Annotated in this window: 28 protein-coding genes and 1 tRNA gene; 16 read left to right on the top strand and 13 right to left on the bottom strand. The window is 63.2% G+C overall.

Annotation, left to right across the window (positions count from 1 at the left end):
* Positions 1-25 precede the first annotated feature (25 nt).
* Both LGQ10_RS17225 and LGQ10_RS17230 read left to right on the top strand, forming a co-directional pair.
* Entirely contained in the window at positions 26-1,336 is a 1,311-nt protein-coding gene (locus tag LGQ10_RS17225) for a S41 family peptidase (protein ID WP_058438328.1), read from the top strand.
* Positions 1,337-1,435: 99 nt separating this feature from the next.
* A complete protein-coding gene (locus tag LGQ10_RS17230) occupies positions 1,436-2,245 on the top strand; it encodes a divergent polysaccharide deacetylase family protein (RefSeq protein ID WP_226522669.1) in 810 nt (269 codons plus the stop codon).
* A 95-nt stretch (positions 2,246-2,340) separates the two neighbouring features.
* Here the strand turns inward: LGQ10_RS17230 and LGQ10_RS17235 are convergent, their stop codons facing one another.
* The 7 genes from LGQ10_RS17235 to LGQ10_RS17265 all read right to left on the bottom strand — a co-directional run bounded on the left by LGQ10_RS17235 (position 2,341) and on the right by LGQ10_RS17265 (position 8,186).
* The gene (locus tag LGQ10_RS17235; protein ID WP_058438324.1) at positions 2,341-3,096 is read right to left on the bottom strand and encodes a substrate-binding periplasmic protein; all 756 of its coding nucleotides are present in this window, start codon (positions 3,094-3,096) and stop codon (positions 2,341-2,343) included.
* Positions 3,097-3,159: 63 nt separating this feature from the next.
* The gene (hisF, locus tag LGQ10_RS17240) at positions 3,160-3,930 is read right to left on the bottom strand and encodes an imidazole glycerol phosphate synthase subunit HisF (protein ID WP_015633827.1); all 771 of its coding nucleotides are present in this window, start codon (positions 3,928-3,930) and stop codon (positions 3,160-3,162) included.
* Positions 3,931-4,017: 87 nt separating this feature from the next.
* Positions 4,018-4,755 (bottom strand): 1-(5-phosphoribosyl)-5-[(5-phosphoribosylamino)methylideneamino]imidazole-4-carboxamide isomerase, encoded by a 738-nt coding sequence (gene hisA / locus LGQ10_RS17245; protein ID WP_058438323.1) that lies wholly within the window; start codon positions 4,753-4,755, stop codon positions 4,018-4,020.
* A gap of 91 nt (positions 4,756-4,846) precedes the next feature.
* Positions 4,847-5,110 (bottom strand): DUF2164 domain-containing protein, encoded by a 264-nt coding sequence (locus LGQ10_RS17250; protein ID WP_058438320.1) that lies wholly within the window; start codon positions 5,108-5,110, stop codon positions 4,847-4,849.
* Entirely contained in the window at positions 5,111-5,749 is a 639-nt protein-coding gene (hisH, locus tag LGQ10_RS17255; protein WP_058438317.1) for an imidazole glycerol phosphate synthase subunit HisH, read from the bottom strand.
* Positions 5,749-6,342 carry an imidazoleglycerol-phosphate dehydratase HisB gene (gene hisB, locus LGQ10_RS17260; protein ID WP_058438316.1) on the bottom strand — a complete coding sequence of 198 codons (594 nt, stop codon included), beginning with the start codon at positions 6,340-6,342 and terminating at the stop codon, positions 5,749-5,751. The genes hisH and hisB overlap by 1 nt, the downstream gene beginning before the upstream one ends.
* 182 nt (positions 6,343-6,524) lie before the next feature.
* Positions 6,525-8,186, bottom strand: coding sequence for an OFA family MFS transporter (locus LGQ10_RS17265; protein ID WP_226522670.1), 1,662 nt, complete (start codon positions 8,184-8,186; stop codon positions 6,525-6,527).
* A gap of 241 nt (positions 8,187-8,427) precedes the next feature.
* Between LGQ10_RS17265 and LGQ10_RS17270 the strand changes: the two genes are divergently transcribed.
* The 5 genes from LGQ10_RS17270 to LGQ10_RS17290 all read left to right on the top strand — a co-directional run bounded on the left by LGQ10_RS17270 (position 8,428) and on the right by LGQ10_RS17290 (position 12,647).
* Complete coding sequence (locus tag LGQ10_RS17270) at positions 8,428-8,826, top strand: acetyl-CoA sensor PanZ family protein (protein WP_226522671.1); 399 nt, start codon at positions 8,428-8,430, stop codon at positions 8,824-8,826.
* Between the two features lie 80 nt (positions 8,827-8,906).
* Positions 8,907-11,132, top strand: a complete 2,226-nt coding sequence (locus tag LGQ10_RS17275) for an AsmA family protein (protein ID WP_226522672.1) — start codon at positions 8,907-8,909, stop codon at positions 11,130-11,132.
* The gene (gene mutY, locus LGQ10_RS17280; protein WP_226522673.1) at positions 11,129-12,196 is read left to right on the top strand and encodes an A/G-specific adenine glycosylase; all 1,068 of its coding nucleotides are present in this window, start codon (positions 11,129-11,131) and stop codon (positions 12,194-12,196) included. The genes LGQ10_RS17275 and mutY overlap by 4 nt, the downstream gene beginning before the upstream one ends.
* Positions 12,193-12,465, top strand: a complete 273-nt coding sequence (locus tag LGQ10_RS17285; protein WP_058436231.1) for an oxidative damage protection protein — start codon at positions 12,193-12,195, stop codon at positions 12,463-12,465. The genes mutY and LGQ10_RS17285 overlap by 4 nt, the downstream gene beginning before the upstream one ends.
* Before the next feature lie 106 nt (positions 12,466-12,571).
* A tRNA-Phe gene (locus LGQ10_RS17290) sits at positions 12,572-12,647 on the top strand.
* 202 nt (positions 12,648-12,849) lie between these two features.
* On the opposite strand, the gene LGQ10_RS17295 is transcribed toward LGQ10_RS17290, so the two are convergent.
* From LGQ10_RS17295 to LGQ10_RS17315, 5 genes are all read right to left on the bottom strand, one after another.
* Positions 12,850-13,374 carry an AAA family ATPase gene (locus tag LGQ10_RS17295; RefSeq protein ID WP_226522674.1) on the bottom strand — a complete coding sequence of 175 codons (525 nt, stop codon included), beginning with the start codon at positions 13,372-13,374 and terminating at the stop codon, positions 12,850-12,852.
* A 34-nt stretch (positions 13,375-13,408) separates the two neighbouring features.
* Positions 13,409-14,428 (bottom strand): MerR family transcriptional regulator, encoded by a 1,020-nt coding sequence (locus LGQ10_RS17300; protein WP_058436229.1) that lies wholly within the window; start codon positions 14,426-14,428, stop codon positions 13,409-13,411.
* An 86-nt stretch (positions 14,429-14,514) separates the two neighbouring features.
* Positions 14,515-14,970 (bottom strand): carboxypeptidase regulatory-like domain-containing protein, encoded by a 456-nt coding sequence (locus LGQ10_RS17305; protein ID WP_226522675.1) that lies wholly within the window; start codon positions 14,968-14,970, stop codon positions 14,515-14,517.
* A gap of 232 nt (positions 14,971-15,202) precedes the next feature.
* Positions 15,203-15,784 carry a hypothetical protein gene (locus LGQ10_RS17310; protein ID WP_226522676.1) on the bottom strand — a complete coding sequence of 194 codons (582 nt, stop codon included), beginning with the start codon at positions 15,782-15,784 and terminating at the stop codon, positions 15,203-15,205.
* Positions 15,785-15,899: 115 nt separating this feature from the next.
* A complete protein-coding gene (locus tag LGQ10_RS17315) occupies positions 15,900-16,220 on the bottom strand; it encodes an isochorismate lyase (protein WP_226522677.1) in 321 nt (106 codons plus the stop codon).
* Positions 16,221-16,341: 121 nt separating this feature from the next.
* On the opposite strand from LGQ10_RS17315, the gene LGQ10_RS17320 reads away from it, so the two are divergent.
* From LGQ10_RS17320 to LGQ10_RS17330, 3 genes are all read left to right on the top strand, one after another.
* Complete coding sequence (locus tag LGQ10_RS17320; RefSeq protein WP_226522678.1) at positions 16,342-16,671, top strand: hypothetical protein; 330 nt, start codon at positions 16,342-16,344, stop codon at positions 16,669-16,671.
* A 40-nt stretch (positions 16,672-16,711) separates the two neighbouring features.
* Positions 16,712-17,686, top strand: coding sequence for an alpha/beta fold hydrolase (locus LGQ10_RS17325; RefSeq protein ID WP_226522679.1), 975 nt, complete (start codon positions 16,712-16,714; stop codon positions 17,684-17,686).
* 135 nt (positions 17,687-17,821) lie between these two features.
* Positions 17,822-18,232 carry a hypothetical protein gene (locus LGQ10_RS17330; RefSeq protein WP_226522680.1) on the top strand — a complete coding sequence of 137 codons (411 nt, stop codon included), beginning with the start codon at positions 17,822-17,824 and terminating at the stop codon, positions 18,230-18,232.
* Positions 18,233-18,309: 77 nt separating this feature from the next.
* On the opposite strand, the gene LGQ10_RS17335 is transcribed toward LGQ10_RS17330, so the two are convergent.
* Positions 18,310-18,630 (bottom strand): hypothetical protein, encoded by a 321-nt coding sequence (locus LGQ10_RS17335; RefSeq protein WP_058435513.1) that lies wholly within the window; start codon positions 18,628-18,630, stop codon positions 18,310-18,312.
* A 1,069-nt stretch (positions 18,631-19,699) separates the two neighbouring features.
* Here LGQ10_RS17335 and LGQ10_RS17340 point away from each other — a divergent pair.
* The 6 genes from LGQ10_RS17340 (at position 19,700) to LGQ10_RS17365 (ending at position 25,785) form a co-directional block, all read left to right on the top strand.
* Positions 19,700-20,473, top strand: a complete 774-nt coding sequence (locus LGQ10_RS17340) for an ABC transporter ATP-binding protein (RefSeq protein WP_226522681.1) — start codon at positions 19,700-19,702, stop codon at positions 20,471-20,473.
* Positions 20,474-20,486: 13 nt separating this feature from the next.
* Positions 20,487-21,248, top strand: a complete 762-nt coding sequence (locus LGQ10_RS17345) for an ABC transporter substrate-binding protein (protein WP_058435511.1) — start codon at positions 20,487-20,489, stop codon at positions 21,246-21,248.
* 73 nt (positions 21,249-21,321) lie between these two features.
* Positions 21,322-22,017: an ABC transporter permease gene (locus LGQ10_RS17350; RefSeq protein WP_058435510.1), complete on the top strand. Its 696-nt coding sequence runs from the start codon at positions 21,322-21,324 to the stop codon at positions 22,015-22,017.
* Positions 22,014-22,703, top strand: coding sequence for an ABC transporter permease (locus tag LGQ10_RS17355; protein WP_226522682.1), 690 nt, complete (start codon positions 22,014-22,016; stop codon positions 22,701-22,703). The genes LGQ10_RS17350 and LGQ10_RS17355 overlap by 4 nt, the downstream gene beginning before the upstream one ends.
* 47 nt (positions 22,704-22,750) lie before the next feature.
* On the top strand, positions 22,751-23,962 hold the full coding sequence (locus LGQ10_RS17360) for a methyltransferase (RefSeq protein ID WP_226522683.1): 1,212 nt from the start codon (positions 22,751-22,753) through the stop codon (positions 23,960-23,962).
* Between the two features lie 23 nt (positions 23,963-23,985).
* Complete coding sequence (locus LGQ10_RS17365; protein ID WP_226522684.1) at positions 23,986-25,785, top strand: FAD-binding protein; 1,800 nt, start codon at positions 23,986-23,988, stop codon at positions 25,783-25,785.
* The last annotated feature ends 32 nt before the right edge of the window (positions 25,786-25,817 follow it).

The following is a 25,817-nucleotide window of genomic DNA, read 5'->3' on the forward strand; positions in this document are numbered from 1 at the left end:
CATCTAAATTAGGAGTTCGTTCGACATGCTGCATTTGTCCCGCCTTACCTCGCTGGCCCTGACGATCGCCCTGGTGATCGGCGCGCCCCTGGCGTTTGCCGCCGAAACCGCTCAATCGACCTCCGCCGCGACGACCAAGGCGCCCTTGCCGCTGGAAGAACTGCGCACCTTCGCCGAGGTGATGGACCGCATCAAGGCCGCGTATGTCGAACCTGTCGATGACAAGACCCTGCTGGAAAACGCCATCAAGGGCATGCTCAGCAACCTCGATCCGCACTCCGCCTACCTGGGGCCGGAAGATTTCGCCGAGCTGCAAGAAAGCACCAGCGGCGAGTTCGGCGGACTGGGCATCGAGGTCGGCGCCGAAGACGGCTTCATCAAGGTGGTGTCGCCGATCGACGACACGCCCGCCTCCAAGGCCGGCATCCAGGCCGGCGACCTGATCGTCAAGATCAATGGCCAGCCGACCCGCGGCCAGACCATGACCGAAGCCGTGGACAAGATGCGCGGCAAGATCGGCCAGAAGATCACCCTGACCCTGGTCCGCGACGGCGGCACGCCATTCGACGTGACCCTGGCCCGCGCCACCATCCAGGTCAAGAGCGTGAAGAGCCAGCTGCTGGAATCGGGCTATGGCTACATCCGCATCACCCAGTTCCAGGTCAAGACCGGCGAGGAAGTCTCCAAGGCCCTGGCCAAGCTGCGCAAGGACAACGGCAAGAAGCTCAACGGCATCATCCTCGACCTGCGCAACAACCCGGGCGGCGTCCTCCAGGCAGCGGTGGAAGTGGTCGACCACTTCATCACCAAGGGCCTGATCGTCTACACCAAGGGTCGCATCGCCAACTCCGAGCTGCGCTTCTCCGCCACCGGCAAGGACGAGAGCGAAGCCGTGCCGATGGTGGTGCTGATCAACGGCGGCAGCGCCTCGGCCTCCGAGATCGTCGCGGGCGCCTTGCAGGACCAGAAGCGCGCCGTACTGATGGGCACCAACAGCTTCGGCAAGGGCTCGGTGCAGACCGTGCTGCCGCTGAACAACGACCGCGCCCTGAAGATCACCACCGCGCTGTACTTCACCCCCAACGGCCGTTCGATCCAGGCCCAGGGCATCGTCCCGGACATCGAGGTGCGCCGCGCCAAGATCACCAGCGAGTCCCAGGACGGCGAGTACTTCAAGGAAGCCGACCTCCAGGGTCACCTGGGCAACGGCAACGGCGGCGCCGACAAGCCAAGTGGTTCGGCCGGCAAGGCCAAGCCGATGCCGCAGGACGACGACTACCAGCTGGCCCAGGCCCTGAGCCTGCTCAAGGGCCTGAGCATCACCCGCGGAAAATGATTGAACCCTCGCCGGCCAGCCGACTCCCAATCAGGGAGCCGGTTCGCCGGCGAAGCGTCCGCCAGGGCGTTCCCACTGCCAAGGCCATTGCTGATTCCCATGTCGCGTTCAACCCTGATCCTTCGTAGCCGGCCATGCTCCGGGCTGCTCGGGAGCCTGTTGCTGGCCCTGCTCTGCTCGTTCCCGGCCCAGGCTGCTCCCCCCGCCCCGCCCAAGGCCTACGTGACTCTGATCATCGACGACCTGGGCCAGAACCTGCCCCGTGACCGCCGCGTACTGGCCCTGCCCGGCCCGGTCACCACGGCGATCATGCCGGACACGCCCCACGCCGCCGAGTTCGCCCGTGAAGCTCATCGCGCCGGCAAGATCGTCATCCTGCACATGCCCATGGACCCGGCCACCGGGCCGTTTGCCTGGCACCCCGAGTTGCCCGTCGAAGAGCTGCAAAAACGCCTGGAAGCCGCCTTCCAGGCCGTGCCCTACACCAGCGGCATCAACAACCACATGGGCAGCCGCATGACCGCCCAACCCCAGGCCATGGCATGGCTGATGGCCGACTTGCAGCGGCGACACAAATTCTTCGTCGACAGCCGCACCAGCGCCCAGACGGTGGCCGCCGCCGAAGCGCAGAAGATCGGCCTGGCCAGTGTTTCCCGGGATGTGTTCCTGGATGACGAACGTACCGAAGCGGCGATCAGCCAACAGTTGCAGACCGCGATCAAACTGGCGCGCAAACAGAGTTCGGCGGTGATGATCGGCCACCCTTATCCACAGACCCTGGCAGTGCTCGAACGTGAGCTGCCCAGGCTCAAGGCCCAGGGCATCGAGTGGATAGATATCAAGTCGATGATCAGCCTGCGCAGCAACCAGGCCATGAGCGGGCATGGCAAAGGCGGGATTTACCGCTGAGGCTTGGTGTTGGCCGTTGTAACGCATCGCGGGCAAGCCTCGCTCCTACAAGGCCGGTGCCATGTCGTAGGAGCGAGGCTTGCCCGCGATAGCTGTTACAGGTAGCGGCCCATGATCTCGTCCACCAGGCCCTCCTCGCGCATCTCGTCCAGGGCGGTTTGCAGCCTTGCCACCACCTCGTCGGATACGTCCTTGTTCAGGGCCAGGTACAACTCGGCGCTGTTGAAGCGCAGTACGGTCTTGAGGCCGCTGATGCCTTCCTGCTTGGCCAGGTAGCGCCCGGCCGGATCACCGGTGGCCCAGAGATCGATCTGCCCCGCTACCAGCTTCCTGGCATTGTCCTGGTCGCGCAGCACCACTTGCGGAGCCAGCCCCTGCTTGGTCAGGGTTTCAGCGATGGCATCGCCCTTGTAGGCACCGATCCGGTACTTGCGCGCCTGCTCCAGGGACTCGAGGGTGATCTTGCTGCCGGCCTTGGCCAGCATGATCCAGTCGTCCGGGCCAATGGGACCGACCCACTTGAACAGCGGCTCGCGGTCCGGCAACCGCGCCGTGACGAACACGCCGTAGCCGGGCTGCTCCAGGGCCATCTTGTAGATGCGTTCCCAGGGAAAGCGCAGGGTCAGGCTGTAGTTGATGTCGGCACGCTTGAACATCTCGCGGACGATATCCACGGCGATGCCGTTGATATTCTCACCCTGGGCGAAGTTCTTGCCGTTGATGGCCATGTTGTAGGGGGGGAAGTTTTCCGTCAGCAACACCAGGGAGGTGTCGGCGGTTTCAGCGGCGCGGACCAGGCCGCCCAGCAGAAAACCAGCGCTGGCGACAACCACTAGAAGACGTTTGAACATGACGGGCTACCGGAATCCATGGCGTGCTCAAGAGTGCCGTGAGCCCGCCATGCTGTCCAGTGGCTATCGCACAACAATCCCGCGCTGGGCCATGTAGGCCTTGGCCTCGGGAACCGTGTACTCGCCGAAGTGGAAAATGCTCGCCGCCAGCACTGCGCTCGCATGGCCTTCGATGATGCCGTCGGCCAGATGCTGGAGGTTGCCGACACCGCCGGAGGCGATCACCGGAATCCCCAGCGCATCGCTGATGGCCCGGGTCACGCCCAGGTCGAAGCCGTTTTTCATGCCGTCCTGATCCATGCTGGTGAGCAGGATCTCGCCGGCACCCAGGCCTTCCATCTTCTTCGCCCACTCCACCGCGTCCAGCCCGGTGGGCTTGCGCCCGCCATGGGTGAAGATCTCCCAGCGCGGGGTTTCACCCGGGCCGGAGACCTTCTTGGCGTCGATGGCGACCACGATGCACTGAGAACCAAAGTGCTGCGCCGCTTCGCCGACGAACTCGGGATTGAACACTGCTGCGGTGTTGATCGAAACCTTGTCCGCGCCGGCATTGAGCAGGTTGCGGATGTCCTGCACGGTGCGCACGCCACCGCCCACGGTCAGCGGGATGAACACCTGGCTGGCCATGCGCTCGACGGTATGCAGGGTGGTATCGCGCCCGTCGACGCTGGCGGTGATGTCGAGGAAGGTGATTTCGTCGGCACCCTGCTCGTCGTAGCGACGGGCGATTTCCACCGGGTCGCCGGCGTCGCGGATATTCTCGAACTTGACGCCCTTGACCACGCGGCCGTTGTCCACGTCCAGGCAAGGGATGATGCGCTTGGCTAGCGCCATGGGCTTAATCTCCGATGAAGAAGCTTCAAGCTTCAAGCTGCAAGTAAGAGCAGGCCGAGGCCGCGCTTTTTACTTGCACCTTGCAGCTTACGGCTTGTAGCTGTCGCAGAACGCCTGGGCCTCTGCCACATCCAGCGTGCCCTCGTAAATCGCGCGGCCCGTGATGGCGCCGATGATTCCTGGCGCCTTGGCGTCCAGCAGGGCCTTGATGTCGCCCAGGTTGTGGATGCCGCCGGAAGCGATCACCGGGATCCGCGTAGCGGCCGCCAGCGCTGCAGTGAAGGGTACGTTGCAGCCCTGCATCATGCCGTCCTTGGCGATGTCGGTATAAACGATGGCGGACACACCGTCGGCCTCGAAGCGCTTGGCCAGGTCGATGACCTGCACGCTGCTGACTTCAGCCCAGCCGTCGGTGGCGACGAACCCGTCCTTGGCGTCCAGCCCGACAATCACCTTGCCCGGGAACGCGCGGCAAGCCTCGGCGACGAACTCCGGCTCCTTGACCGCCTTGGTGCCGATGATCACGTAGCTCACACCAGCCTTGACGTAGTGCTCGATGGTTTCCAGGGAACGGATGCCACCACCGATCTGGATCGGCAGGTTCGGGTAGCGCTTGGCGATGGCGGTGACCACCTCGCCGTTGACCGGCTGACCTTCGAATGCACCGTTCAGGTCCACCAGGTGCAGACGCCGGCATCCCCCATCAACCCATTTGGCGGCCATGCTCACCGGGTCATCGGAGAACACCGTGGAATCTTCCATGCGGCCTTGACGCAGACGCACGCAGGCGCCGTCCTTGAGATCGATAGCGGGAATAATCAGCATGCTTTTTCCTTCGTCAAAAGAGCTGCAAGCTGCAAGCAACAAGCTGCAAGCATGCGTGTCTGTTGTTCTTGCAGCTTGAAGCCTGGTGCTTTCAGCTGCTCTTTTCTAAAGCCCACAGGTCGCTTTCGATGCTCTCGAACCTCTCTTTGAGGTGCGTCTGGACATCGAAAATCGCCCGGTTGTAGTAGTGCGGAGCAATTTCGCGGGTAAACAGCTCAAGAATCTCCGCCGCCTCGAACGAACCGAGGTCGAGCTCGAACCGATCCTCCATGAAACGCTTGATCTTGTGCGTCGCCTCGCTCTCCTGTTCGGCAGTGAGGGTCAGGAGCGGCGGCTTGGCGTTCTTGATCGCCATTTACCAGCGCCCGTCCCAGGCGGCAAAATTCTGCAGCAGCTGCAGGCCGTGGGTATGACTCTTCTCCGGGTGGAACTGCACGGCGAAACGCGAACCGTCGGCCAGCGCCGCGGCGAAATCCACGCCGTAGTGACCGCTGCCCACCACCTGCCGGGCATTGCCAGCGGTGATGTAGTAGCTGTGAACGAAGTAGAAACGCGCCAGGTCGGCAATGTTGTGCCACAGCGGATGATCCACCGCCTGCTTCACTTCGTTCCAGCCCATGTGCGGCACCTTGAGGTGCTCGCCATCTTCCACCAGGCCCTTGCCGAAGAACTTCACCTGACCGGGAAACAGGCCGATGCAGTCCACGCCTTCGTTCTCTTCGCTGTGCTCGAGGAGGGCCTGCATGCCCACGCAGATGCCCAGGAACGGACGGTCCTGGCTGACCTCGCGCACCAGGGTGTCGAACCCCAGGCGGCGGATCTCGGCCATGCAATCGCGAATGGCGCCCACGCCGGGGAACACCACTCGATCGGCTTCGCGAATCACGCTGGCATCACTGGTGATCAGCACCTTGCCGGCGCCCACGTGCTCCAGGGCCTTGGCCACGGAGTGCAGGTTGCCCATGCCGTAGTCGATCACGGCTACCGTCTGCATTACAGCACGCCCTTGGTCGAAGGCATCTGCCCGGCCATGCGCTCGTCCAGCTCCACAGCCATGCGCAGCGCACGGCCGAAGGCCTTGAACACGGTCTCGATCTGGTGGTGAGTGTTGGTGCCGCGCAGGGTATCGATGTGCAGGGTCACGTTGGCGTGGTTGACGAAGCCCTGGAAGAATTCCTGGAACAGGTCGACGTCGAAACCACCAACGGTGGCGCGGGTGAAGGGTATGTGCATCTGCAGGCCGGGACGGCCCGAGAAGTCGATCACCACGCGGGACAGGGCTTCATCCAGCGGCACATAGGCGTGGCCGTAGCGACGGATGCCTTTCTTGTCGCCGATGGCCTTGCTGAACGCCTGGCCCAGGGTGATGCCGACGTCTTCCACGGTGTGGTGGTCGTCGATGTGCAGGTCGCCCTTGCTTTCGATATCCAGGTCGATCAGCCCATGCCGGGCGATCTGGTCCAGCATGTGCTCGAGGAAAGGCACGCCGATATCGAATCGGGCCTTTCCGGTGCCATCCAGGTTGATCGAGGCTTTGATCTGGGTTTCCAGAGTGTCGCGCTCGACAGATGCCTTACGTTCGGCCATCACCAGCTCCGCAAAATCATTGGGCGAAAAAGGCGAGCAGTATAGGCCCGACAAGGGCCAAACAGGAACACGTGGGGCGACATCCTGACGGGCGCAAACCAATGACTGCGGGGCTGTACCTGTCATGACAAGCAACCCCGCATGCAAGAGCGGGCTGACCCGCTCCTGCACCTGGCGTGTCCCTAGTGGAACAGCACCGCCGTCTTCTGCAGGGTGACCCACACGCCCCACGCCAGGGGAATGCCCACCACCAGCCAGGCAGCGATCACCAGCGGCTTGCTGGCCGGCGACGCCTTCCACTCCAGGACGACACTGCTATCGGCGCCCTTGTCGTGGCCCAGCGCCTGCTCGGCCGCCAGTTGCTCGTCGGTCATGAAGTACTTGTCGGCCACCGGGCGCACCATCAGGTTGCACAGGAAGCCCAGCACCAGCAGGCCGGCGAGGATGTACAGGGTGATGTCGTAGGCCGCGGCGCGCTCGACGCCGATGCTCAACTGGTACTCGCGCAGGTAGTTCACCAGCACCGGGCCCAGCACGCCGGCAGCCGCCCAGGCCGTCAGCAGGCGACCGTGGATCGCGCCCACCATCTGGGTGCCGAACAGGTCCGCCAGGTAGGCCGGCACCGTGGCGAAGCCGCCGCCGTACATCGACAGGATGATGCAGAACGCCGCCACGAACAGGGCGACGTTCCCCAGGTGGCCGAGGTTCGGGACCAGCGCATACAAGGCAAAGCCCAGGGCGAAGAACACGAAGTAGGTGTTCTTGCGGCCCAGGTAGTCGGAGAACGACGCCCAGAAGAACCGACCGCCGATGTTGAACAGGCTCAGCAGGCCGGTGAAACCGGCGGCAATGGCGGCAATCTGCGCCAGTTGCCCGGCGTCCAGCTGGCTGAAGCTCAGGCCGTTGCCCAGCAGCTTGCCGGCGAACACTTCCTGCAGCAGGGGCGAGGCCATGCCGAGGATGCCGATACCGGCCGACACGTTGAGGCACAGCACCAGCCACACCAGGCGAAATTGCGGGGTCTTCCAGGCCACGTTCACGTGCACGTGGCGGTGGGTGATCATCGCGTTCGCGGCTTTTTTCACCGGGGCGCTCCAACCTTCGGGCTTCCAGCCCGTCGGCGGGACCCGGTAGGCCAGTGCGCCACCGATCATGAACACGAAGTAGATCGCGGCCATCACCAGGAAGCTCTGCCAGACACCCACGCTGGTGGGGGTGGCGAAGTGGCTCATCAGGGCTGCCGCCAGGGGTGCACCGACCATCGCGCCGCCGCCAAAGCCCATGATCGCCATGCCGGTGGCCATGCCGCGCTTGTCCGGGAACCACTTGATCAGGGTCGATACCGGGGAGATGTACCCCAGGCCCAGGCCAATGCCACCGATCACCCCGGAGCCGATCCACATCAGCCAGATCTGGTGGGTATAGACCCCCAGCGCGGAAATCAGCAGGCCGCCGCACCAGCACAGGGCCGACACCACGCCCGCCTTGCGCGGCCCGGCATGTTCCAGCCAGCCGCCCCAGATCGCCGCCGAGCAGCCCAGGAAGATGAAGAACAAAGTGTAGATCCAGCCGAGCATGGAAATCGGCCAGTCGCACTGGGACGAGAAGACCTGGGCGATGAAGCCCATGCCCGGCTCGCAAGCCACGGGTGCGCCGATGCCCAGCGCCTTGGACAGCGGTAGCCAGAACACCGAGAAGCCATAGGCCATGCCGATGCACAGGTGAATGGCCAGGGCGGCCGGTGGAACCAGCCAACGGTTGAAACCGGGCTTGGCGATGATGCGTTCTTTGGACAAGAACGCCGGCTGGGCGGGCGCAGTGGCAGCCGCAGTGCTAGAGCTCATGGATGTTCCCCCAATTATTGGAATTGTTCATCGGCCACTCCCCTGCGACGACCTTGGCACGCAGGCGCGATCGTTCTGGTTGAGTAAAGCTTCCTTTGAGCAGGCGCGACATTAAGTCGCAGAAGGACGGACGAACCGCCAGAGGTTACCATCTGCGAAACATTAAGAAACCAAACTGCTAGCGCCTTTTTTGCCGCAACTGCGCTGTTCGTTGCCATCCACTTTCATCCCAGGAACCTCCATGCCCATCGTTGTCCAAGCGCTGGACCCAGCCAGCCACCAGGACCAGCAAGACCTGCAGAAGATCTACCAGGACGCTCCGCACTGGCTGTTCGCTCCCCACGACGACGCACGGCAACTGATCGCCAGCGCCCTGCAGGAAGGCCGCCTGATCGCTGCGCGCTTCAACGATCGACTGCTGGGGGCCGGATACCTGCAACGGCACTCGGACGGCTGGTACCTGTCCCACCTTTGCGTACGCACGATCACCCGACGCCGCGGCGTGGCCGAGCGCCTGGTAAGCCAGGCCTGGGAAATGGCCCGGGCCCAGGGTGCATCCCTGTACCTGCTGGCGCCGGCCGGCCATCTCGAGGCCCAGGCCCTGGCAGCGAAGCTGCAACTGGAGCTCAAAGCCCTGTAAGCGGTTTGGGTCAACAGTCGCCAGTCCCGGGCGTTATACTGCCCCGCTAAATTCTGAATTCGACATACAAGGACTCGCCCATGAAAGCGCTCGGCAAAATCCTGGGTCTGGTAATTCTCGGGCTGTTGCTGATCATCGTGGCTCTGGGTTTCGCCCTGACCCACCTGTTCGATCCCAACGACTACAAAGAAGAAATCCGCCAGATTGCCCGCGACAAGGCCCACATCGAGCTGACCCTCAACGGCGACATCGGCTGGAGCCTGTTCCCCTGGCTCGGCCTGGAGCTGCACGATGCCGGCGTGGCCACCCTGGCCAATCCCACCCAGCCGTTCGCCGACCTGCAGATGCTTGGCCTGTCGGTTCGGGTGCTGCCGCTGCTGCGCCGCGAAGTGCAGATGAGCGACGTGCGGGTCGAGGGCCTGAACCTGCGCCTGACCCGCAACAAGGACGGCCACGGCAACTGGCAGGACATCGGCAAGGCCGCCCCGGCCGACCGCCAGGCCGAGACCCCGGCCACCAGCACCGGCGACGCCGGACAGGCCACCGCCAGCGCGGAAAAACCCTCGCAGCCGATCCGCCTGGACATCGACAGCCTGACGGTGAACAACGCCCGGGTCGAATACAACGATGAACAGACCGGCAAGCAGTTCACCGCCGAGAGCATCCAGCTGAGCACCGGGCCGATCCACGAAGCCACCAATACTCCGGTCAAGCTCACGGCCTTCCTGGCCAGCACCCAGCCCGCCGTGCGCGTGCGTACCGAGCTCAATGGCGAACTGCGCTTCGACCGCGCCCTGCAGCGCTACCAGTTCGAAGACATGCGCCTTGCCGGCGAAGCGGCCGGCGACCCCTTGCAAGGCAAGACCCTGACCTTCGCCGCCCAGGGCCAGCTGCTGCTGGACAAGGCCGCCAACGTCGCCCAATGGACCGGCCTGAAAATCTCCCTCAACCAGCTGCGCGCCCTGGGCGAACTCAAGGTCAATGACCTGGACAAGACCCCACAGATCAGCGGCGGGATTTCCATCGCCCAGTTCGACCTGGCCAAGTTCGTCGACAGCGTCGGCCAGAGCCTGCCGGCCATGGCCGAGGGCAGCCTGAGCAAGGTCGAGCTGGTCAGCCGCCTGCAAGGCACTCCCACCAGCCTGGCCCTGGAAGACCTGAACCTGAAGCTCGACGACAGCACCTTCAGCGGCCGCCTGGCCATCGAGGACTTCGCCAGGCAAGCCGTGCGCGCCCAACTCAAGGCCGACACCTTCAACGTCGACCGCTACCTGCCGCCCAAGTCCGCCGCAGCCAACAGTGCAGCCTCGGCGCGCAAGGCCGAAGTGCAGAGCAGCGAGGCCGATGCCATGGCTGGAGCCGGCACCACGCCGCTGCCCAACGCACCCACCAAGGGCGCCTGGAGCACCGATCGACTGCTGCCGGTGGAACGCCTGGCCAAGCTCGACGTGGACGCCGACCTGAACTTCGGCCAACTGACCCTGGACAAACTGCCGATCCAGAATGCCGCGCTCAAGGCCTCCGGCCAGGGCGGGCTGCTCAAGCTCGCCAACCTGCGGGGTGAGCTGTACAACGGCAGCTTCGAGGCCAGTGGCACCCTGGACGTACGCCAGAGCACGCCGCAACTGGCCCTGCAGACCCGGATCAACCGGGTGCCGGTGGAGCGCATCCTCGAAAGCCAGGGCCAGACCCCACCGGTCAAGGGCCTGGTGACCCTGAACAGCACCCTGAGTGGCAATGGCAACAGCCAGAAAGCCCTGGTCGACAGCCTCAACGGCAACGTCGGTTTCAGCATCAACAACGGCGTGCTGCTCAATGCCAATATCGAACAGCAACTGTGCCAGGGCATCGCCGTGCTCAACCGCAAGAACCTGACCAGCACCCCGCGTGGCAAGGACACCCCCTTCCAGGAGCTCAAGGGCAACCTGACCTTGCGCAATGGCGTGGCCAGCAACCCGGACCTGAAGGTGCGCATCCCCGGCATGAGCGTCAACGGCAACGGTGACATCGACCTGCGGGTGCTGGGCATGGACTACCGCGTGGGCATCGTCGTCGAGGGCGACCTGAGCGACAACCCGGACCCGGCCTGCCAGGTGGGCGAGCGCTTCCGCGGCATCGAGCTGCCGTTGCGCTGCCGTGGCCCGCTGGAGCTGGGTGCCAAGGCCTGCCGCCTGGACAAGGACGGCCTGGGCCAGGTCGCGGCCAAGCTGGCCGGCGACCGGCTCAAGGACAAGATCGAAGAGAAGCTCGGCGACAAGGTCAGCCCGGAACTCAAGAACGCGCTCAAGGGGCTGTTCAAGCGATGAGAGCCGAGGCTTTTTCCAGCGCTGTGCTGGACTGGTATGACCGGCACGGGCGCCACGACCTGCCCTGGCAGCAGGACATCAACCCGTATCGGGTCTGGGTCTCGGAGATCATGCTGCAGCAGACCCAGGTCAGCACCGTGCTCAACTACTTCGACCGCTTCATGGCCTCGCTACCCACGGTACAGGCCCTGGCCGAAGCCCCGGAGGACGAGGTCCTGCACCTGTGGACCGGCCTGGGCTACTACACCCGGGCACGCAACCTGCAGAAGACCGCGAAGATCGTGATGGCCGAACATGGCGGCGAGTTTCCCCGCGACGTGGAGAAGCTCACCGACCTGCCGGGCATCGGCCTGTCCACCGCCGGGGCCATTGCCAGCATCAGCATGGGCCTGCGGGCGCCGATCCTCGATGGCAACGTCAAGCGGGTCCTGGCGCGCTTCACCGCCCAGGAGGGCTATCCGGGGGAACCCAAGGTGGCCAAACAGCTATGGGCGACAGCCGAGCGCTTCACGCCTCACGCGCGAGTCAACCACTACACCCAGGCGATGATGGACCTGGGGGCGACCCTCTGCACTCGCAGCAAGCCCAGTTGCCTGCTGTGCCCCCTGGAGCGCGGCTGCGAGGCGCACATGCTCGGCCTGGAGACCCGCTACCCGATCCCCAAGCCACGCAAGGAAGTGCCGCGCAAGCGCACCCTGATGCCCATGCTGGCCAACCGCGAGGGCGCCATCCTGCTTTACCGGCGCCCCTCCAGCGGGCTCTGGGGAGGCTTGTGGAGCCTGCCGGAGCTCGACGACCTGGACGATGTCCAGCACCTGGCACTGCAGCATTCCCTGGAAGTGGGCCAGCAACAGCAGATGCCGGGGCTGGTACACACCTTCAGCCACTTCCAGCTGGCCATCGAGCCCTGGCTGATCCGGGTCGAAGAGTCGGCCCTGCACGTCGCCGAGGCCGATTGGCTCTGGTATAACCTCGCCACCCCGCCGCGCCTGGGCCTCGCCGCCCCGGTGAAGACACTGCTCAAGCGCGCGGCCGAAGTCTTGAATGCAGGAGAGTCGTCATGACCCGCACCGTAATGTGCCGCAAGTACCAAGAAGAACTGCCAGGCCTGGACCGTCCGCCGTATCCGGGCGCCAAGGGCCAGGATATTTTCGATCACGTCTCGGCCAAGGCCTGGGCCGACTGGCAGAAACACCAGACCCTGCTGATCAACGAAAAGCGCCTGAACATGATGAACGCCGAAGATCGCAAGTTCATCCAGGCGGAAATGGACAAGTACTTCTCCGGCGAGGAATACGCCAAGGCCGAAGGTTACGTGCCGCCAGCGGAGTGAAATCGCTGTAAATCCGGGGGGCGGATCGTAAGCGGCGGTAATAATTAAACTTTTTTTCAAAACTTGCTTGACGACCCCCTGAAAAACCCGTTTAATGCGCCCCGTTGCCCAGATAGCTCAGTCGGTAGAGCAGGGGATTGAAAATCCCCGTGTCGGCGGTTCGATTCCGTCTCTGGGCACCACCTTCAGCTTTCAGGTGGTGTTTACATCACGTGAAAGCAACCAAGAAACCCGCCTAGTGCGGGTTTTTTGCTTTCTATGGTTTACCAACCCTTCAAGGCCGATTCGGCCTGGAGCCCCGCCCGCAGCACGGCAGCGATGCTGTGATCCGCCAGCGCATCGCTCCATAGCTAGCCTCAGTGGCTAACGCGCTACAACCTGCGCCTATTCACGATCGGTGAATACCATCCGCGCACCTGCCAGCTCCTCCGACTGCGGGACTTCGAACACGCTTTCAGCGAAATCGAACATCTGCGGGGTGACCTCCATGGTGTACGTTTGCCCCCGCTGCTCATTGCGGCGCGCTACCCGATTGCGCCGAACTTCCGCTTCCGCGGTGACGTAGTGGAGTACGGCCGGGCTGCCGTGCCGGGCGGCAAAGGCGTAAGCCGTATCGCGTCGCTGGCGACGAAGAAAGCCCAGGTCGAGGATGACGGAGCCGCCACAACGCAACACCTCGGCAGCCATCCAGTAGATGACTGCCTCGCAACGGTCCACCCGCTCGGCAAACCATGCGGGGTTCATTGTCTGTACAGTGGTGCCCGATACGATGTCAGGCGCAAACAACTTGGCCATCCAGGCATCCATGGAGAAAACCACAGCGCTACCGCCGCTCGAGAGTTCATGGGCATAAGTGGACTTGCCCGCTCCCACAGGCCCGCAAACCAGGTGGACAGCGCTGTGTTCCATGATCGATTCCTTATTCAAATTCCAGCGGCACGACTTAGATCAGCGCCAGGGCGCGGTTGATGAAATGCACCAGCGAGTCGTTCAGGCCGGTGCATGCACTCAAACCAGGTTCTTGTGCGTAGGCATGGCGCACCTTGCGCTCAAGCTCCAGGTCGTCACCGTAATGGGAGGCACGAAACAACCCCAGCCACTGCCGAGCCAGCTCCTGCATGCCAGGGGATGCAGCTTCGAGGCCGTTGCGCTGATGCTCGCGGGCCTGCGCGATCAAGGGCTGCCACTGCCAGAGATGCTCGAGTTGGCGCTGCGTCAGGTCTTTCTGCTCGGAGGGGGTCAGGTAGTTGCCCAATAGCGCTGCTCGAGCATGGACGAATGCCACCATGACCCAATCCAACATGGCGTCATGAATCCCGTTGAGCTGCTGCGCTCGCCGGGAGTTGCGCTGGAGCGCCGTCAGCTTGAACGCCAGCTCGGCATCCTCGGCGACGGTCAAATGCACCAGGCGCATCCAGCGCCAGGCCAATGCTTGCGCGTGCGGACTGTGCCCTGGCGCCTGCGCCGCGATAGCTGACTGGACGTCGGCCACCAGCACCCCCCAGTCGCGCTCGACATCATCCAGCCGCTCTTCGACGGCCAGCAAGGCCGCGATCTCGCTTTCGGACAGGACTTCCTCTTGCAGGGCCAGCATCTCCAGCATGTCGATCCAGTCGATGCCGAGAAGCACGGTGCCCTTGCCTATCTTCTGGTTCAGCCTCAGCAGGCGCACGCGCAGCTTCTCTATATGGCGTTGCTGCGCAGCCAGGGATTCAAGTTGCCGGGAAATGAGCTCTGCGGGAGACAGGCTGTCCGCTTGCAGCATCTGCTTGATCTGGCCCAGCGAATGCCCGCCCTGCTTGAGCACCTGGATACGCCCCAAACGAGCGGCGTCGGCCTCTGAATACAGCCGATTGCCGCCATTGGAGCGTGCGGATGGAGAAAGCAATCCCAGCCCATCGTAATGATGCAAGGTGCGCACTGTAACGCCAGCCCTGAGAGCCAGTTCGCCGATCTTCAACATTCCTCATCTGCCTCCCTACGCCGAGCAATGATTGAAGACAGGATAAATCCTCACGCTACGTCAGGTTCAAGCCCCCAGGGCTGTGCTCAAAAGTTATCCCAATGGACGTTTAGATCGCGCCGGGCGCTAGCGGCGACATCGATAGTGCTACGCCGCTGCAGGCCCTTGCGGGTAGTGACGACCTGGAACGTGCCAGGGGGCAGTTGCACATAGACGATCGGCCCCACCCCGACCAGGCTCAACAGGGAATGCCCTTGGGCATTCTCGATCGCCACGTCCACATCCGAGGTGTACTGGTTCTGCGGGCCGACGGAAAACGTCAGGTGCAGGTTGTAGCCCGTCACCTGCTGGATGGCCCGCGACTCATCCAGGCCAATCCCGCCGCTGAGGTAGGCGATACCGTTTTGCTGCTGCGGCACCAACTGGACGCCGGCCGGATCGATCGGCTCGCTGCTGGCGACGGCGCCCAGTACGCTGGGTGATGCCAGCGCAAGCAGCAGCGCAGCGAGCGCCGACATGACACTGATGGAAGAGCATTTCATGATGACCACTCCCGGGTTCGTTTCGAACCACTGCAATGGGACGCCACCATCAAGCCTCCAGCCCCAGGATCGGTAGCGCCCGGGCCTCCCCTATTGCATCTCGAATGGCCAAGCCACGACAGGCTTGCATAGCCGGTCCGTCTCAAGCTCCCAAGTTTCAGTGTACGCCCCGGCACCAGCGGTTTTAGATCGATTCGACACCAAGGCTTGAGCAAAGGCGCCTAAGGCCGCCTTAGTCCAGCCCAGACCTCATCAGCATCTCAAGGGCCGCATCGGCCTCGGCGCGCTGCGCCTTGGTGGGTTTGCCGGCAAATTGGCTGCGCTGCTTGTTGAGGGTCAGGTAAGCGTTATCGCCACCCTTCCAGATGTAGGAATAGATCAGCAGAAAACTGTCGGAGCCGGGCTGGCAGTAAGGGGCGACACTGCGCAGCGGCGCGAGCAGCTGGATCATCTCACCGTAGTTGTCGGTGAACTCCAGCAGGGCGAACTGCCAGCGACCGGTGCGCGGATCATAGTGCGAAGCGCTACCCGGCCCCGCCCAGATCTGCACCACCTCCTGCAGGCTGCGCGCACCGGAATCCTTCAACCACTCGGCGTCGACCCGCGCCGAACCGTACATGTCCTGGCTGTCGAACCACTTCTGCCAATCGCTGTAGGAGATCGCCGAGCGTGGCGCCGCCGCCATGGCATTGACGTACTGCTCGGGAGTCATGGTGCAACGCAAATACACCGAGGCGGGCTCGCTGGCCTGCGCCTGCCCACCCCCTGCCAATAGCGCCGCCAGCGCCAGCCCTGTCCATGAGCGAAATTGCATCGTTGTCGTTCCTGATCGATCGAGAAAAGGCTGCCAGCATACCCGCGTCGATACAAATCAAGGGCACGGGTCGGCGCCGCACAATCCGCTCAGCACCGAGCGTGCGCCTGCCACCTCAAGCAGGTGCCTGCGCCGCCTGCCAATGCTTCATCTCCTCAGCAATGAAATGCTGTACCAAATCGCTGTACAGCTTCTCGATCGCGTCCGCGTTCAGGCCTTCGGCCTCGGCCCATTCGCGGCGGGTGGCGAGCATCGCCTTGAAGCGCTCCTCGGCCCGTACGGTGGCCGCCGAGGTCTTGAACTTCGACGCGGCCAGCACGTACTTGAAACGCGCGCCCAGCAGCGCAATGACCGTCCGATCCAGGGTGTCGATTTCCCGACGGATATCTTCCAAGCCCTGGCATTGTTCCGGGCTCATCTGATGCTTCACTTCCATGCTCAAGGCTCCATTGATGTCTAGGACTACCCGACTTTGGCCTGCCCGGATTATTCCCATGGCGGCGCATGGGAGTAAAGTTGCGGGCCCGCGCCCATTCGACTGCCAAGGAACTGTTCGCGTGAACCAGAAGAGAACCCGAGTCCGCCTGCCCCACCCCAAGCCCGGCAAGACTGGCAGGGGTGCCTGGGTATTCCTGCTGATCGGTAGCGTGCTGCTGGCACTCACCGTACTGCTGGGCTGGACCCTGGGGAGCGCGTTGCTGGAGGGCGTGATCGTCACCAGCAACCGCGCCGGCCCGAAGTTCGTCTATAGCCAGGCGCAGCAACCCACCCAGTTCTACGCCGAACTGCTCTGGCAGGGCATCACGACCCTGATGCTGGGCGCCCTGGCCGTTGCCGCGCTGTGGATTGGCCGGTTACTAATGAGCACCGACAAACAACGCCACTGAACCTGACCCCTTCACTTCGGCCATCCAGGAACAATGTCCCATGTCCCTGTTGTCACCCCCCGAACTGCCTGTCACGAACTCCGCCAAGGTCGAACCTGCCAGCGGCCCCGGCGAAAGCTTCAGCGAACCGGCGGCAGACGGCTTCATGCTCGGCGGTTTCGCCTGGCGCCAGCCCCTGGCCAACCCGCAGCGCCCGGTGGTGATCATCTGCGCCGCCACCTCGGTACGCTGCCGCTACTACGTGCGTTTCGCCGACTACCTGTTCGCCCACGGTTTCGATGTCATGACCTACGACTACCGCGGCATCGGCGAATCCAGGCCTGCCTCGCTCAAGGGCTTCAAGGCCTCCTGGTCGGACTGGGGCACCCTGGACTTCGAAGCGATGCTGCAACGGGCCCAGCGGGAGTTTCCCGGCCAGCCGATCGACGTGGTGGGTCACAGTTTCGGCGGTTGCGCGGCGGGCCTGGGCAGCTCGGCAGGGCAGATCCGTCGTATCGCCACCATGGGTGCGCAGTTCGCCTACTGGCGCGACTACGCCCCACAGGAACGCTGGCGGATGCTGGGCAAGTGGCACCTGGCAATGCCCCTGCTGACTCGCCTCTACGGCTATTTCCCCGGCAAGCGGCTGGGCTGGATGGAAGACACCCCGGCAGGCGTGGTCCGCGACTGGAGTACCGCGCATCCGCGCTTCGAGGGCCGCCCCAGTGGCCGCAAGGTCGCCGCCCAGCGCAACGGGGGCCTTTTCAGCCACGTCAGCGCGCCGATCCTGGCCATCAGCCTCAGCGACGACCCGTTCGGCACCGAAGCCGCCATCGAGCGCTTGCTGGGCTACTTCCACAACAGCCCGCGCACCCACTTGCGTATCCGTCCGCAGGACATCGGCGAAACCGCCGTCGGCCACTTCGCGTTCTTCCACAGCCGCTTCGAAACCCGGCTCTGGCCGATCATCCTCGGCTGGTTGCGCCACGGCGAGCTGGACAGCGCCAGTCCGGGGCGCATCGTTCCCAGGGCCTGAGCGGCACCCGGGCGCCACCTCCCGGCCGATGGCAGGTGCTGCGACCCCGATTTACTGGCATCCTTGCCCGCCTCACCGGCCGCTGCAGCAGCGCGGCCCATGCAATGCACCTTCAAGCAACAAGGTAAGACGCCCATGGCATCTGCGGACAAGCAACATAAAAGGGCCCAGCGGGCAAAAGCCAAGGCCAAGCAGAACCGCGCCAAACGCAGCGCACCGACCTCGGAACTGGAGCTGGATCCCAACGATAGCCGCATCGATTTCGAATCGGTGGACCTGACCGAACTGTTCGTGAAAATGCGCGACGCCGAAAAAACCAGCCAGCAGGCCCTGTGCGCGGCGTTCCTCGCCGACCCGCTGCTGGAACTGGTGTATGAACAGGAAGGCGAACAGGGCGCCACCGACTTCATCCTCGCGGCGCTGATCGAGTACCGCAACTGGTCCACCGAGGCCGACGAAGCCAGCGCACTGGCCTGGATCGAGTCCGAAGCCTTCCAGGCCGACTACACCGCCGCTTCCCAGGCGCTGTTCAGCAGCGAAGGCTGAAACCGCCAGGCATTAAAAAAGGGCGCATCCAGTGGATGCGCCCTTTTGCATTTCAGCTACAGGAGCCGACCCGATACTCAGGCCGCTTCCAGCCGCGGGATTTCCATGCCGATGCGCGAGCTGGCAAAGCTCAGGTCGCCGCTGGCGATGGACTGGGCCTTGAAGCCGGCACCGATCAGGTCACGGACATGCAGCTTGTTGTAGATGAACATGAACACCAGGTTGCTCAGGCCGAATGTGAACATGGACAGCAGGAACATGATCGCCGCCCATTTCCAGTCGGCACGGAACAGGGCCGGGATGAAACCGAAGAAGAACACGGTCCAGGAGAAACCGACTGGCGCTTCCTTGATGGCCCCGGTGTTCGGGTTTTTGAAAATGATTTTAGTGAACGCCATGCGCGTCTCCTTGCCGCCCCGTTATGAGGAACCAATGACCGGGCGATCACCATTGGACCCTGAATGCTTGGTTCTTCGGACAGGGACCACTGACCACGCCAAAGGCGAGTGCAAACAGGTCAGGAGCAGGAAAGGCAGGGATGGTTCAAGGGAGGAGAGAGGCGGCCCCTGGGGCCCGACAAGCGTTCAATCCCTTGTACAACAGCGCTATTCCATAGCTCCTCTCACGCTGGCACGCAAGAGCTCTTATCGAAGAGCGCGCAGGCTACTATTTCGCCTGCATGCTGTCCACGAAACGCCATGTAACAAGTCAAAAATCCAATAAAAAGGGCCACTGTCTATGTTGGCAGCAGCCTTTTTGGCCTTCAGACGATCAAATCACCAGCTGGGCATCAGGACGCCCTTGCGCTCCATCCGGGACAACCTGTCCCCCAATACCGTGGCGACGAACAGGATCACGCGTCGTAGCTCCAGCCCCCCGCTGGAGTCATCGACAGCTTGCCCGCCACCCGGACCAGAACCACCCGCCAACAACAAAATCCTAACTTCGCCCGACCTGCATTCGTTCTGGTGAAAAGAAACCTCCAGGACATTGCCTATCTCGTACGCAAAGCCAGCACCAGGATGCTCCGCAGTCTCGCCGAGCCCGGTTGCCAACGTGCCCTCTGAAGAACTGCAAGCCATTGAGCCCAGAGGCATTTCGCCAGGCCACTGGTGGACGCCCCGACAGATCGTGCATCGCTGCCCGGCGCAAACAGAGTCCAAAAGTGCGAGACACACAAATAGGCAGCAGATCCACGACCTTTGGCCCGTTAACCCTTCCAACACCCGGCCAAAGGTGGCACCATCGCGCCTTTTTTTACGCGACACCCACCGGATCCAGGGTTCAAACGGGCGTTCGGTTGTTGATGGGGCGACAGTCAGCTGTGCCGATGCGACAACCTGTCACACGTCGCTCGTTTACCTCCGGCAGTGCTGTTGGCTGCGATTCGAACCCTATGCTAGCTTGGCGCCTCGCCAGGAAGGCAGCCCAACAGCAGGAGCACATTGAACTCTATGAGGACCGCACATGGCTGAGGCCACGCCCGCGCTTGAAATCCGCAACTTGCACAAACGCTACGGCTCCCAGGAGGTACTCAAGGGTATCTCGCTGACCGCTCGCGACGGTGACGTGATATCGATCCTGGGGTCCTCCGGTTCCGGCAAGTCCACATTCCTGCGCTGCATCAACCTGCTGGAAAACCCGCACCAGGGCCAGATCCTGGTCGCCGGTGAAGAGCTCAAGCTCAAGCCCGCGAAAAATGGCGAGCTCGTCGCCGCCGACGGCAAGCAGATCAACCGCCTGCGCAGCGAAATCGGTTTCGTATTCCAGAATTTCAATCTCTGGCCGCACATGACGGTACTCGACAACATCATCGAGGCGCCACGCCGGGTGCTGGGCCAGAGCAAGGCAGAAGCCATCGAGGTGGCCGAGGCACTGCTGGCCAAGGTCGGCATCGCCGACAAGCGCCACGCCTACCCGGCCCAATTGTCCGGCGGCCAGCAGCAACGCGCCGCCATTGCCCGGACCCTGGCGATGCAGCCCAAGGTCATCCTGTTCGACGAGCCGACCTCGGCCCTGGACCCGGAAATGGTCCAGGAAGTCCTCAACGTGATCCGCGCCCTGGCCGAAGAAGGCCGCACCATGTTGCTGGTCACTCATGAAATGAGCTTTGCCCGCCAGGTCTCCAGCGAAGTGGTGTTCCTGCACCAGGGTCTGGTAGAAGAGCAAGGCTCGCCACAGCAGGTCTTCGAAAACCCGCTTTCGGCACGCTGCAAACAATTCATGTCCAGCAACCGCTAACGGAGCTACACGCATGCAGAGCTATAAGAAAATCCTCCTGGCCGCTGCCGTCACCCTGGCCTTCAGCGCCAGCGCCGTCGCCGAGACCCTGAAAATGGGGATCGAGGCCGCCTACCCACCGTTCAACAACAAGGATGCCAGCGGCCAGGTCGTGGGCTTCGACAAGGACATCGGCGACGCCCTGTGCGCCAAGCTGAAAGTCGATAAGTGCGAAGTGGTCACCTCCGACTGGGATGGCATCATCCCGGCCCTGAACGCCAAGAAGTTCGACTTCCTGGTGTCTTCGCTGTCGATCACCGACGAGCGCAAGCAGGCGGTGGACTTCACCGACCCGTACTACTCCAACAAGCTGCAGTTCATCGCTCCCAAGAAAGTCGACTTCAAGATCGAGAAGGCCTACCTCAAGGGCAAGGTGATCGGCGCCCAGCGCGCGACCCTGGCCGGCACCTGGCTGGACGATCGCAACATGGAAGACGACTACGACGTGAGCATCAAGCTCTACGACACCCAGGAAAACGCCTACCTCGACCTGCTCTCCGGCCGCCTGGACGGCATCCTGGCCGACAAGTACGTGCAGTACGAATGGCTCAAGAGCAAGGACGGCCAGAACTTCGAGTTCAAGGGCGAGCCCGTGGTTGAAAGCGACAAGATCGGTATTGCCGTGCGCAAGGGCGACCCGCTGCGCGAACGCCTGAACAAGGCACTGGCCGAGATCAAGGCCGACGGCACCTACAAGAAAATCAACGACAAGTACTTCCCTTTCAGCATCGAATGATCCTGCATTGCCTGGCCGGCGCACTCCTCTGAGTGCGCCGCACTTCTGCAACGCCTTGCGATATGACTAGACCATGAACTTCGACCTCTACGGATTCGGCCCGGCGCTTGCCGCTGGCGCGCTGATGACCGTCAAACTGGCCCTCTCGGCCCTGTGCCTGGGGCTGGTGCTCGGCCTGGCCGGCGCGCTGGCCAAGACTTCGCCCTACAAGCCGCTGCAATGGCTGGGCGGCGCCTATTCGACGTTGGTACGCGGCGTTCCGGAATTGCTGTGGGTACTGCTGATCTATTTCGGCACGGTAAACGGGATGCGGGCCCTGGGAGAATTCCTCGGCAACCCCGACCTCGAACTCAACGCCTTCAGCGCCGGGGTCATCGCCCTCGGCCTGTGCTTTGGCGCCTATGCCACGGAAGTGTTCCGGGGTGCGCTCCTGGCCATTCCCAAGGGCCACCGTGAAGCCGGCCTCGCCCTGGGCCTGTCCAAATGGCGGATTTTCTCGCGATTGGTCATGCCGCAGATGTGGCGCGTCGCCCTGCCCGGCCTGGGCAACCTGTTCATGATCCTGATGAAGGACACCGCCCTGGTGTCGGTGATCGGCCTGGAAGAAATCATGCGCCATGCGCAGATCGGCGTGACCGTCACCAAGCAGCCGTTCACCTTCTACATGGTCGCCGCCTTCATGTACCTGGGCCTGACCATCCTGGCCATGATCGGCATGCACTTCCTGGAAAAACGCGCCGCTCGCGGCTTCGCAAGGAGCGCCCAATGAACTGGGAAGTGATCATCAAGTGGCTGCCAAAGCTGGCCCAGGGCGCAACCCTGACCCTGGAGCTGGTGGCCATCGCCGTTACCGCCGGCCTGCTGCTGGCCATCCCGCTGGGCATCGCCCGCTCGTCCCGCCTGTGGTACGTGCGCATCGTGCCCTACTGCTACATCTTCTTTTTCCGTGGTACGCCGCTGCTGGTGCAACTGTTCCTGGTGTACTACGGCCTGGCGCAGTTCGATGCGGTGCGTGAAAGCTCGCTATGGCCTTACCTGCGGGATCCGTTCTGGTGCGCCACCGCCACCATGACCCTGCATACCGCAGCCTATATCGCCGAGATCCTGCGGGGCGCGATCCAGGCCATTCCGCCCGGGGAAATCGAAGCGGCGCGGGCCCTGGGCATGTCCAAGCCCAAGGCCCTGCTCTACATCATCCTGCCGCGGGCAACACGCATCGGCCTGCCGGCCTACAGCAACGAAGTGATCCTGATGCTCAAGGCCAGTGCCCTGGCCAGCACCGTGACCCTGCTGGAACTGACCGGCATGGCCCGGACGATCATTGCCCGGACCTATCTGCCGGTGGAGATCTTCTTTGCCGCGGGGCTGTTCTACCTGCTGATGGCCTACATCCTGGTACGCGCCTTCAAGCTGTTGGAGCGCTGGCTGCGGGTCGACGCCTGCCAGGGACGCTGAGCCCGTCCGCTCCCGCCAGGGAGCGGTCCTGCCCCGGACGCCACACCATGTCCCCACCCCTCCAAGGCCCCGCCCTGCTGACTCGCTTCCAGGCTCTGGGCGGCTTTCTCCTGGAACACCAGGAGCTGTGGCGCCCGCGCCCCTTCCACCACCTGCACCTGCCCTGGGAATCCCGCTATCCACAGCTGGCCCTGTGGCTGCGCCAGCGCTCCCTGGAAGACGCCGAGGCCGCCCACAACCATCCGGAGCAGCTCCAGGCACCGGCCCCCTTCGGCGAACTGGCCGCGCGCTCCCGGGCCCTGTCTGCCGTGGCCGAGTTGCCTGGCCAGGGACTGCCGCCCCTGCGCCAGCGCCTCAGCGTCGATGTACCTGGACGCAAGTGGCAGCAGATCGAGGCCTTCGCCGCCTGCCTGCAATTCGCTAGCGCCCCCGGGCACTGGCTCGACTGGTGCTCCGGCAAGGGCCATCTCGGGCGACGCCTGCTGCAAGACGGGCAATGCCTGACTTGCCTGGAGCACGACCCGGCGCTGGTGGCCAGCGGCGAGCAATTGAGCCGCCACCACGGCCTGCCCGCCACCCATCTGCAGCAGGACGTCCTGGCCACGACGGCGGCGGCTCAGCTGACAGTCGAGCACAGCCCGGTGGCCCTGCACGCCTGCGGCGATCTGCACGTGCGCCTCATGCAGCTGGCCAGCCAGGCAGGCTGTCGCCAGCTGGCCATCGCCCCGTGCTGCTACAACCGCACGGGCGCCAGCCATTACCGGGGTTTATCCACAGCCGGCCAGGCTTGCGGCCTGACACTGTCCCTGGATGACCTGGCCCTGCCCATGAGCGAGACCGTGACCGCCGGCGCCCGGGTGCGCCGCCAGCGCGACACCTCCATGGCCCGCCGCCTGGCCTTCGACCTGCTGCAACGCCAGTTGCCCGGGGTCGACGACTACCTGCCGACCCCCTCGCTGCCCAGCCACTGGCTGGACAAGCCGTTCGCCGAATACTGCCGCGACCTGGCGGCTCTCAAGCAGTTGTCCACAGTCGGCGCGCAAGACTGGCCGGCGCTGGAGGCCGCCGGCTGGCAGCGCCTGGCCCAGGTACGCAACCTGGAGCTGCTGCGCGGCCTGTTCCGCCGCCCCCTGGAGTTGTGGCTGGTACTGGACCGGGCGCTGTTCCTCCAGGAGCAGGGTTATGCCGTGCGCCTGGGAACCTTCTGCCAGGCCTCCTTGACCCCGCGCAATCTGCTGCTACTGGCAGAACGCCGATAACCCGCCGTTGGGCCTATCGACCATTGCTGGTTGCACTCGATCCCACGAAAGAAAAACCAAGTCCGTTGCAGCTACTAGTCTCTAGGCGTGCTGGCCACGAGCAGCGCTCGGGCAACCGATCCGGCGCAACCAGAACCGTCATGTTTCGACAGGAAGTCGCCAGGTTCACCATCACCTACAGGGAGTTATCCATGAACGTCATAGACCACCAGGCACACACTTACGAAACCCTGCAGAAGGGGTTCAACCTGCGTTGGCCGCCCAGTATCGAACAGGGCGCACAGCGGATTTATGTGTGTACGACACCCGATGAAGTCCTGGCGGCAGCCAATACCGCACTGCGTGAGGGCTATCGCATCACGGTGCGCAGTGGCGGCCACTGCTACGAGGGTTTTGTTTCCAACAAGTTGAACGGCGAGGCAGAAAGCCTGGCGATTATCGACGTGGGGGAAATGAAAGGCCTGAAATACGATGAAAGCCAATCCATCACTTCTCCCTGGGACAGCCGGAACAAGAAGTATCGATTCATGACCTTGACCGGCAACCAGAACTGGGACGGCTACCTGTCACTGTACAAGCAGGCCGGGCGCACCATTCCTGGCGGTTCATGTTATTCGGTCGGCGTGGGTGGGCATATTAGCGGTGGCGGTTATGGGTTGTTATCCCGCCTGCAGGGCTTGACCGTGGACTGGGTCACCGGCGTCGACATTCTTGTGCCGGTGGAAAACTCGCGGCAACTGGAATTCCGGCATGTTCGCGCGGATAGCCCATCAAACAACGACAAGGCATTGTTCACCGCCTGTTGCGGAGCCGGCGGTGGCAACTTCGGCATCATCATCGGCTACTACTTCGACCAACTGCCCCAAGCCCCGCAAAAAGCCTATTGGATTCCCCTGGCCTACCCGTGGAAAGAGCTGATTCCCAACTTCTCGAACTTCCTGCGAGCTTATTGGCAGTGGTTCGCCGATAACGACGCCGCCGCAACCAGCCCGGTGGAAGGCATTGGCAACGGTGGCTTGTTCACCCTGTTGAAACTCAACCACGTGGATACCTCCGACCATGTGGTGCTGGCAATCCAGTACACCGGCCCCAATGGCCAGGTCGGCGGCGCCAACGACATACCGCTCAACGATTTCATCAACAAGATGAATGCCGCGGCGGGCCTGACACCGACCCTGCATGACGGTTTCATCGCGCCTAACATTGCCCCGCTCAGGCACCCGCAGGCGGGCAGGAAATTCAAAGGGACAGCGGCTCAACACACGGCGATGGACTGGCTGTACGTCACTCAAATGATCAACGGCTCGGGCAACAACCAGCGGGGTAAATACAAGTCCGACTATCAGGTCGAACAGTTCTCCGAGCAGGCCTGCAACGCGCTGTTGACGCACTTGACCGAAGCCACGCCAGACAAACGCTTCAGCCAGTCGCTGGTGCAGATTGATTCCTACGGCGGGGCGATCAACAAAAAGGGCATGGGCACCACCGCTGTTCCTCAACGCAGCTCGCTGCTTAAAGCCCAATACCAGACCTATTGGACTCATGCCGCCGAGGACGGGGTGCAGTTGGCCTGGATTCGCAACATCTTCACTGCCGTGCACGGCGGCAAGCCGCAACGACCTGCCTACGATGGCTGCTACATCAACTACCCCGATGTCGACATGAAGTACACCGACAGCGGCGCGCTAGACCCCAACTGGCTGAACCTGTACTACGGCTGGAATTCCGAGCTCATCACCAAGCTTGCCAACCTCAAGGCCGCCATTGATCCGCACAACCTGTTTCGTCATGAACTGTCCATTCCGGCCACAAGGACCGAGTAGGTTCCGGCCTCGACACATCACACAGGCATGAG

Source organism: Pseudomonas sp. L5B5 (assembly GCF_020520285.1).
GTDB lineage: Bacteria > Pseudomonadota > Gammaproteobacteria > Pseudomonadales > Pseudomonadaceae > Aquipseudomonas.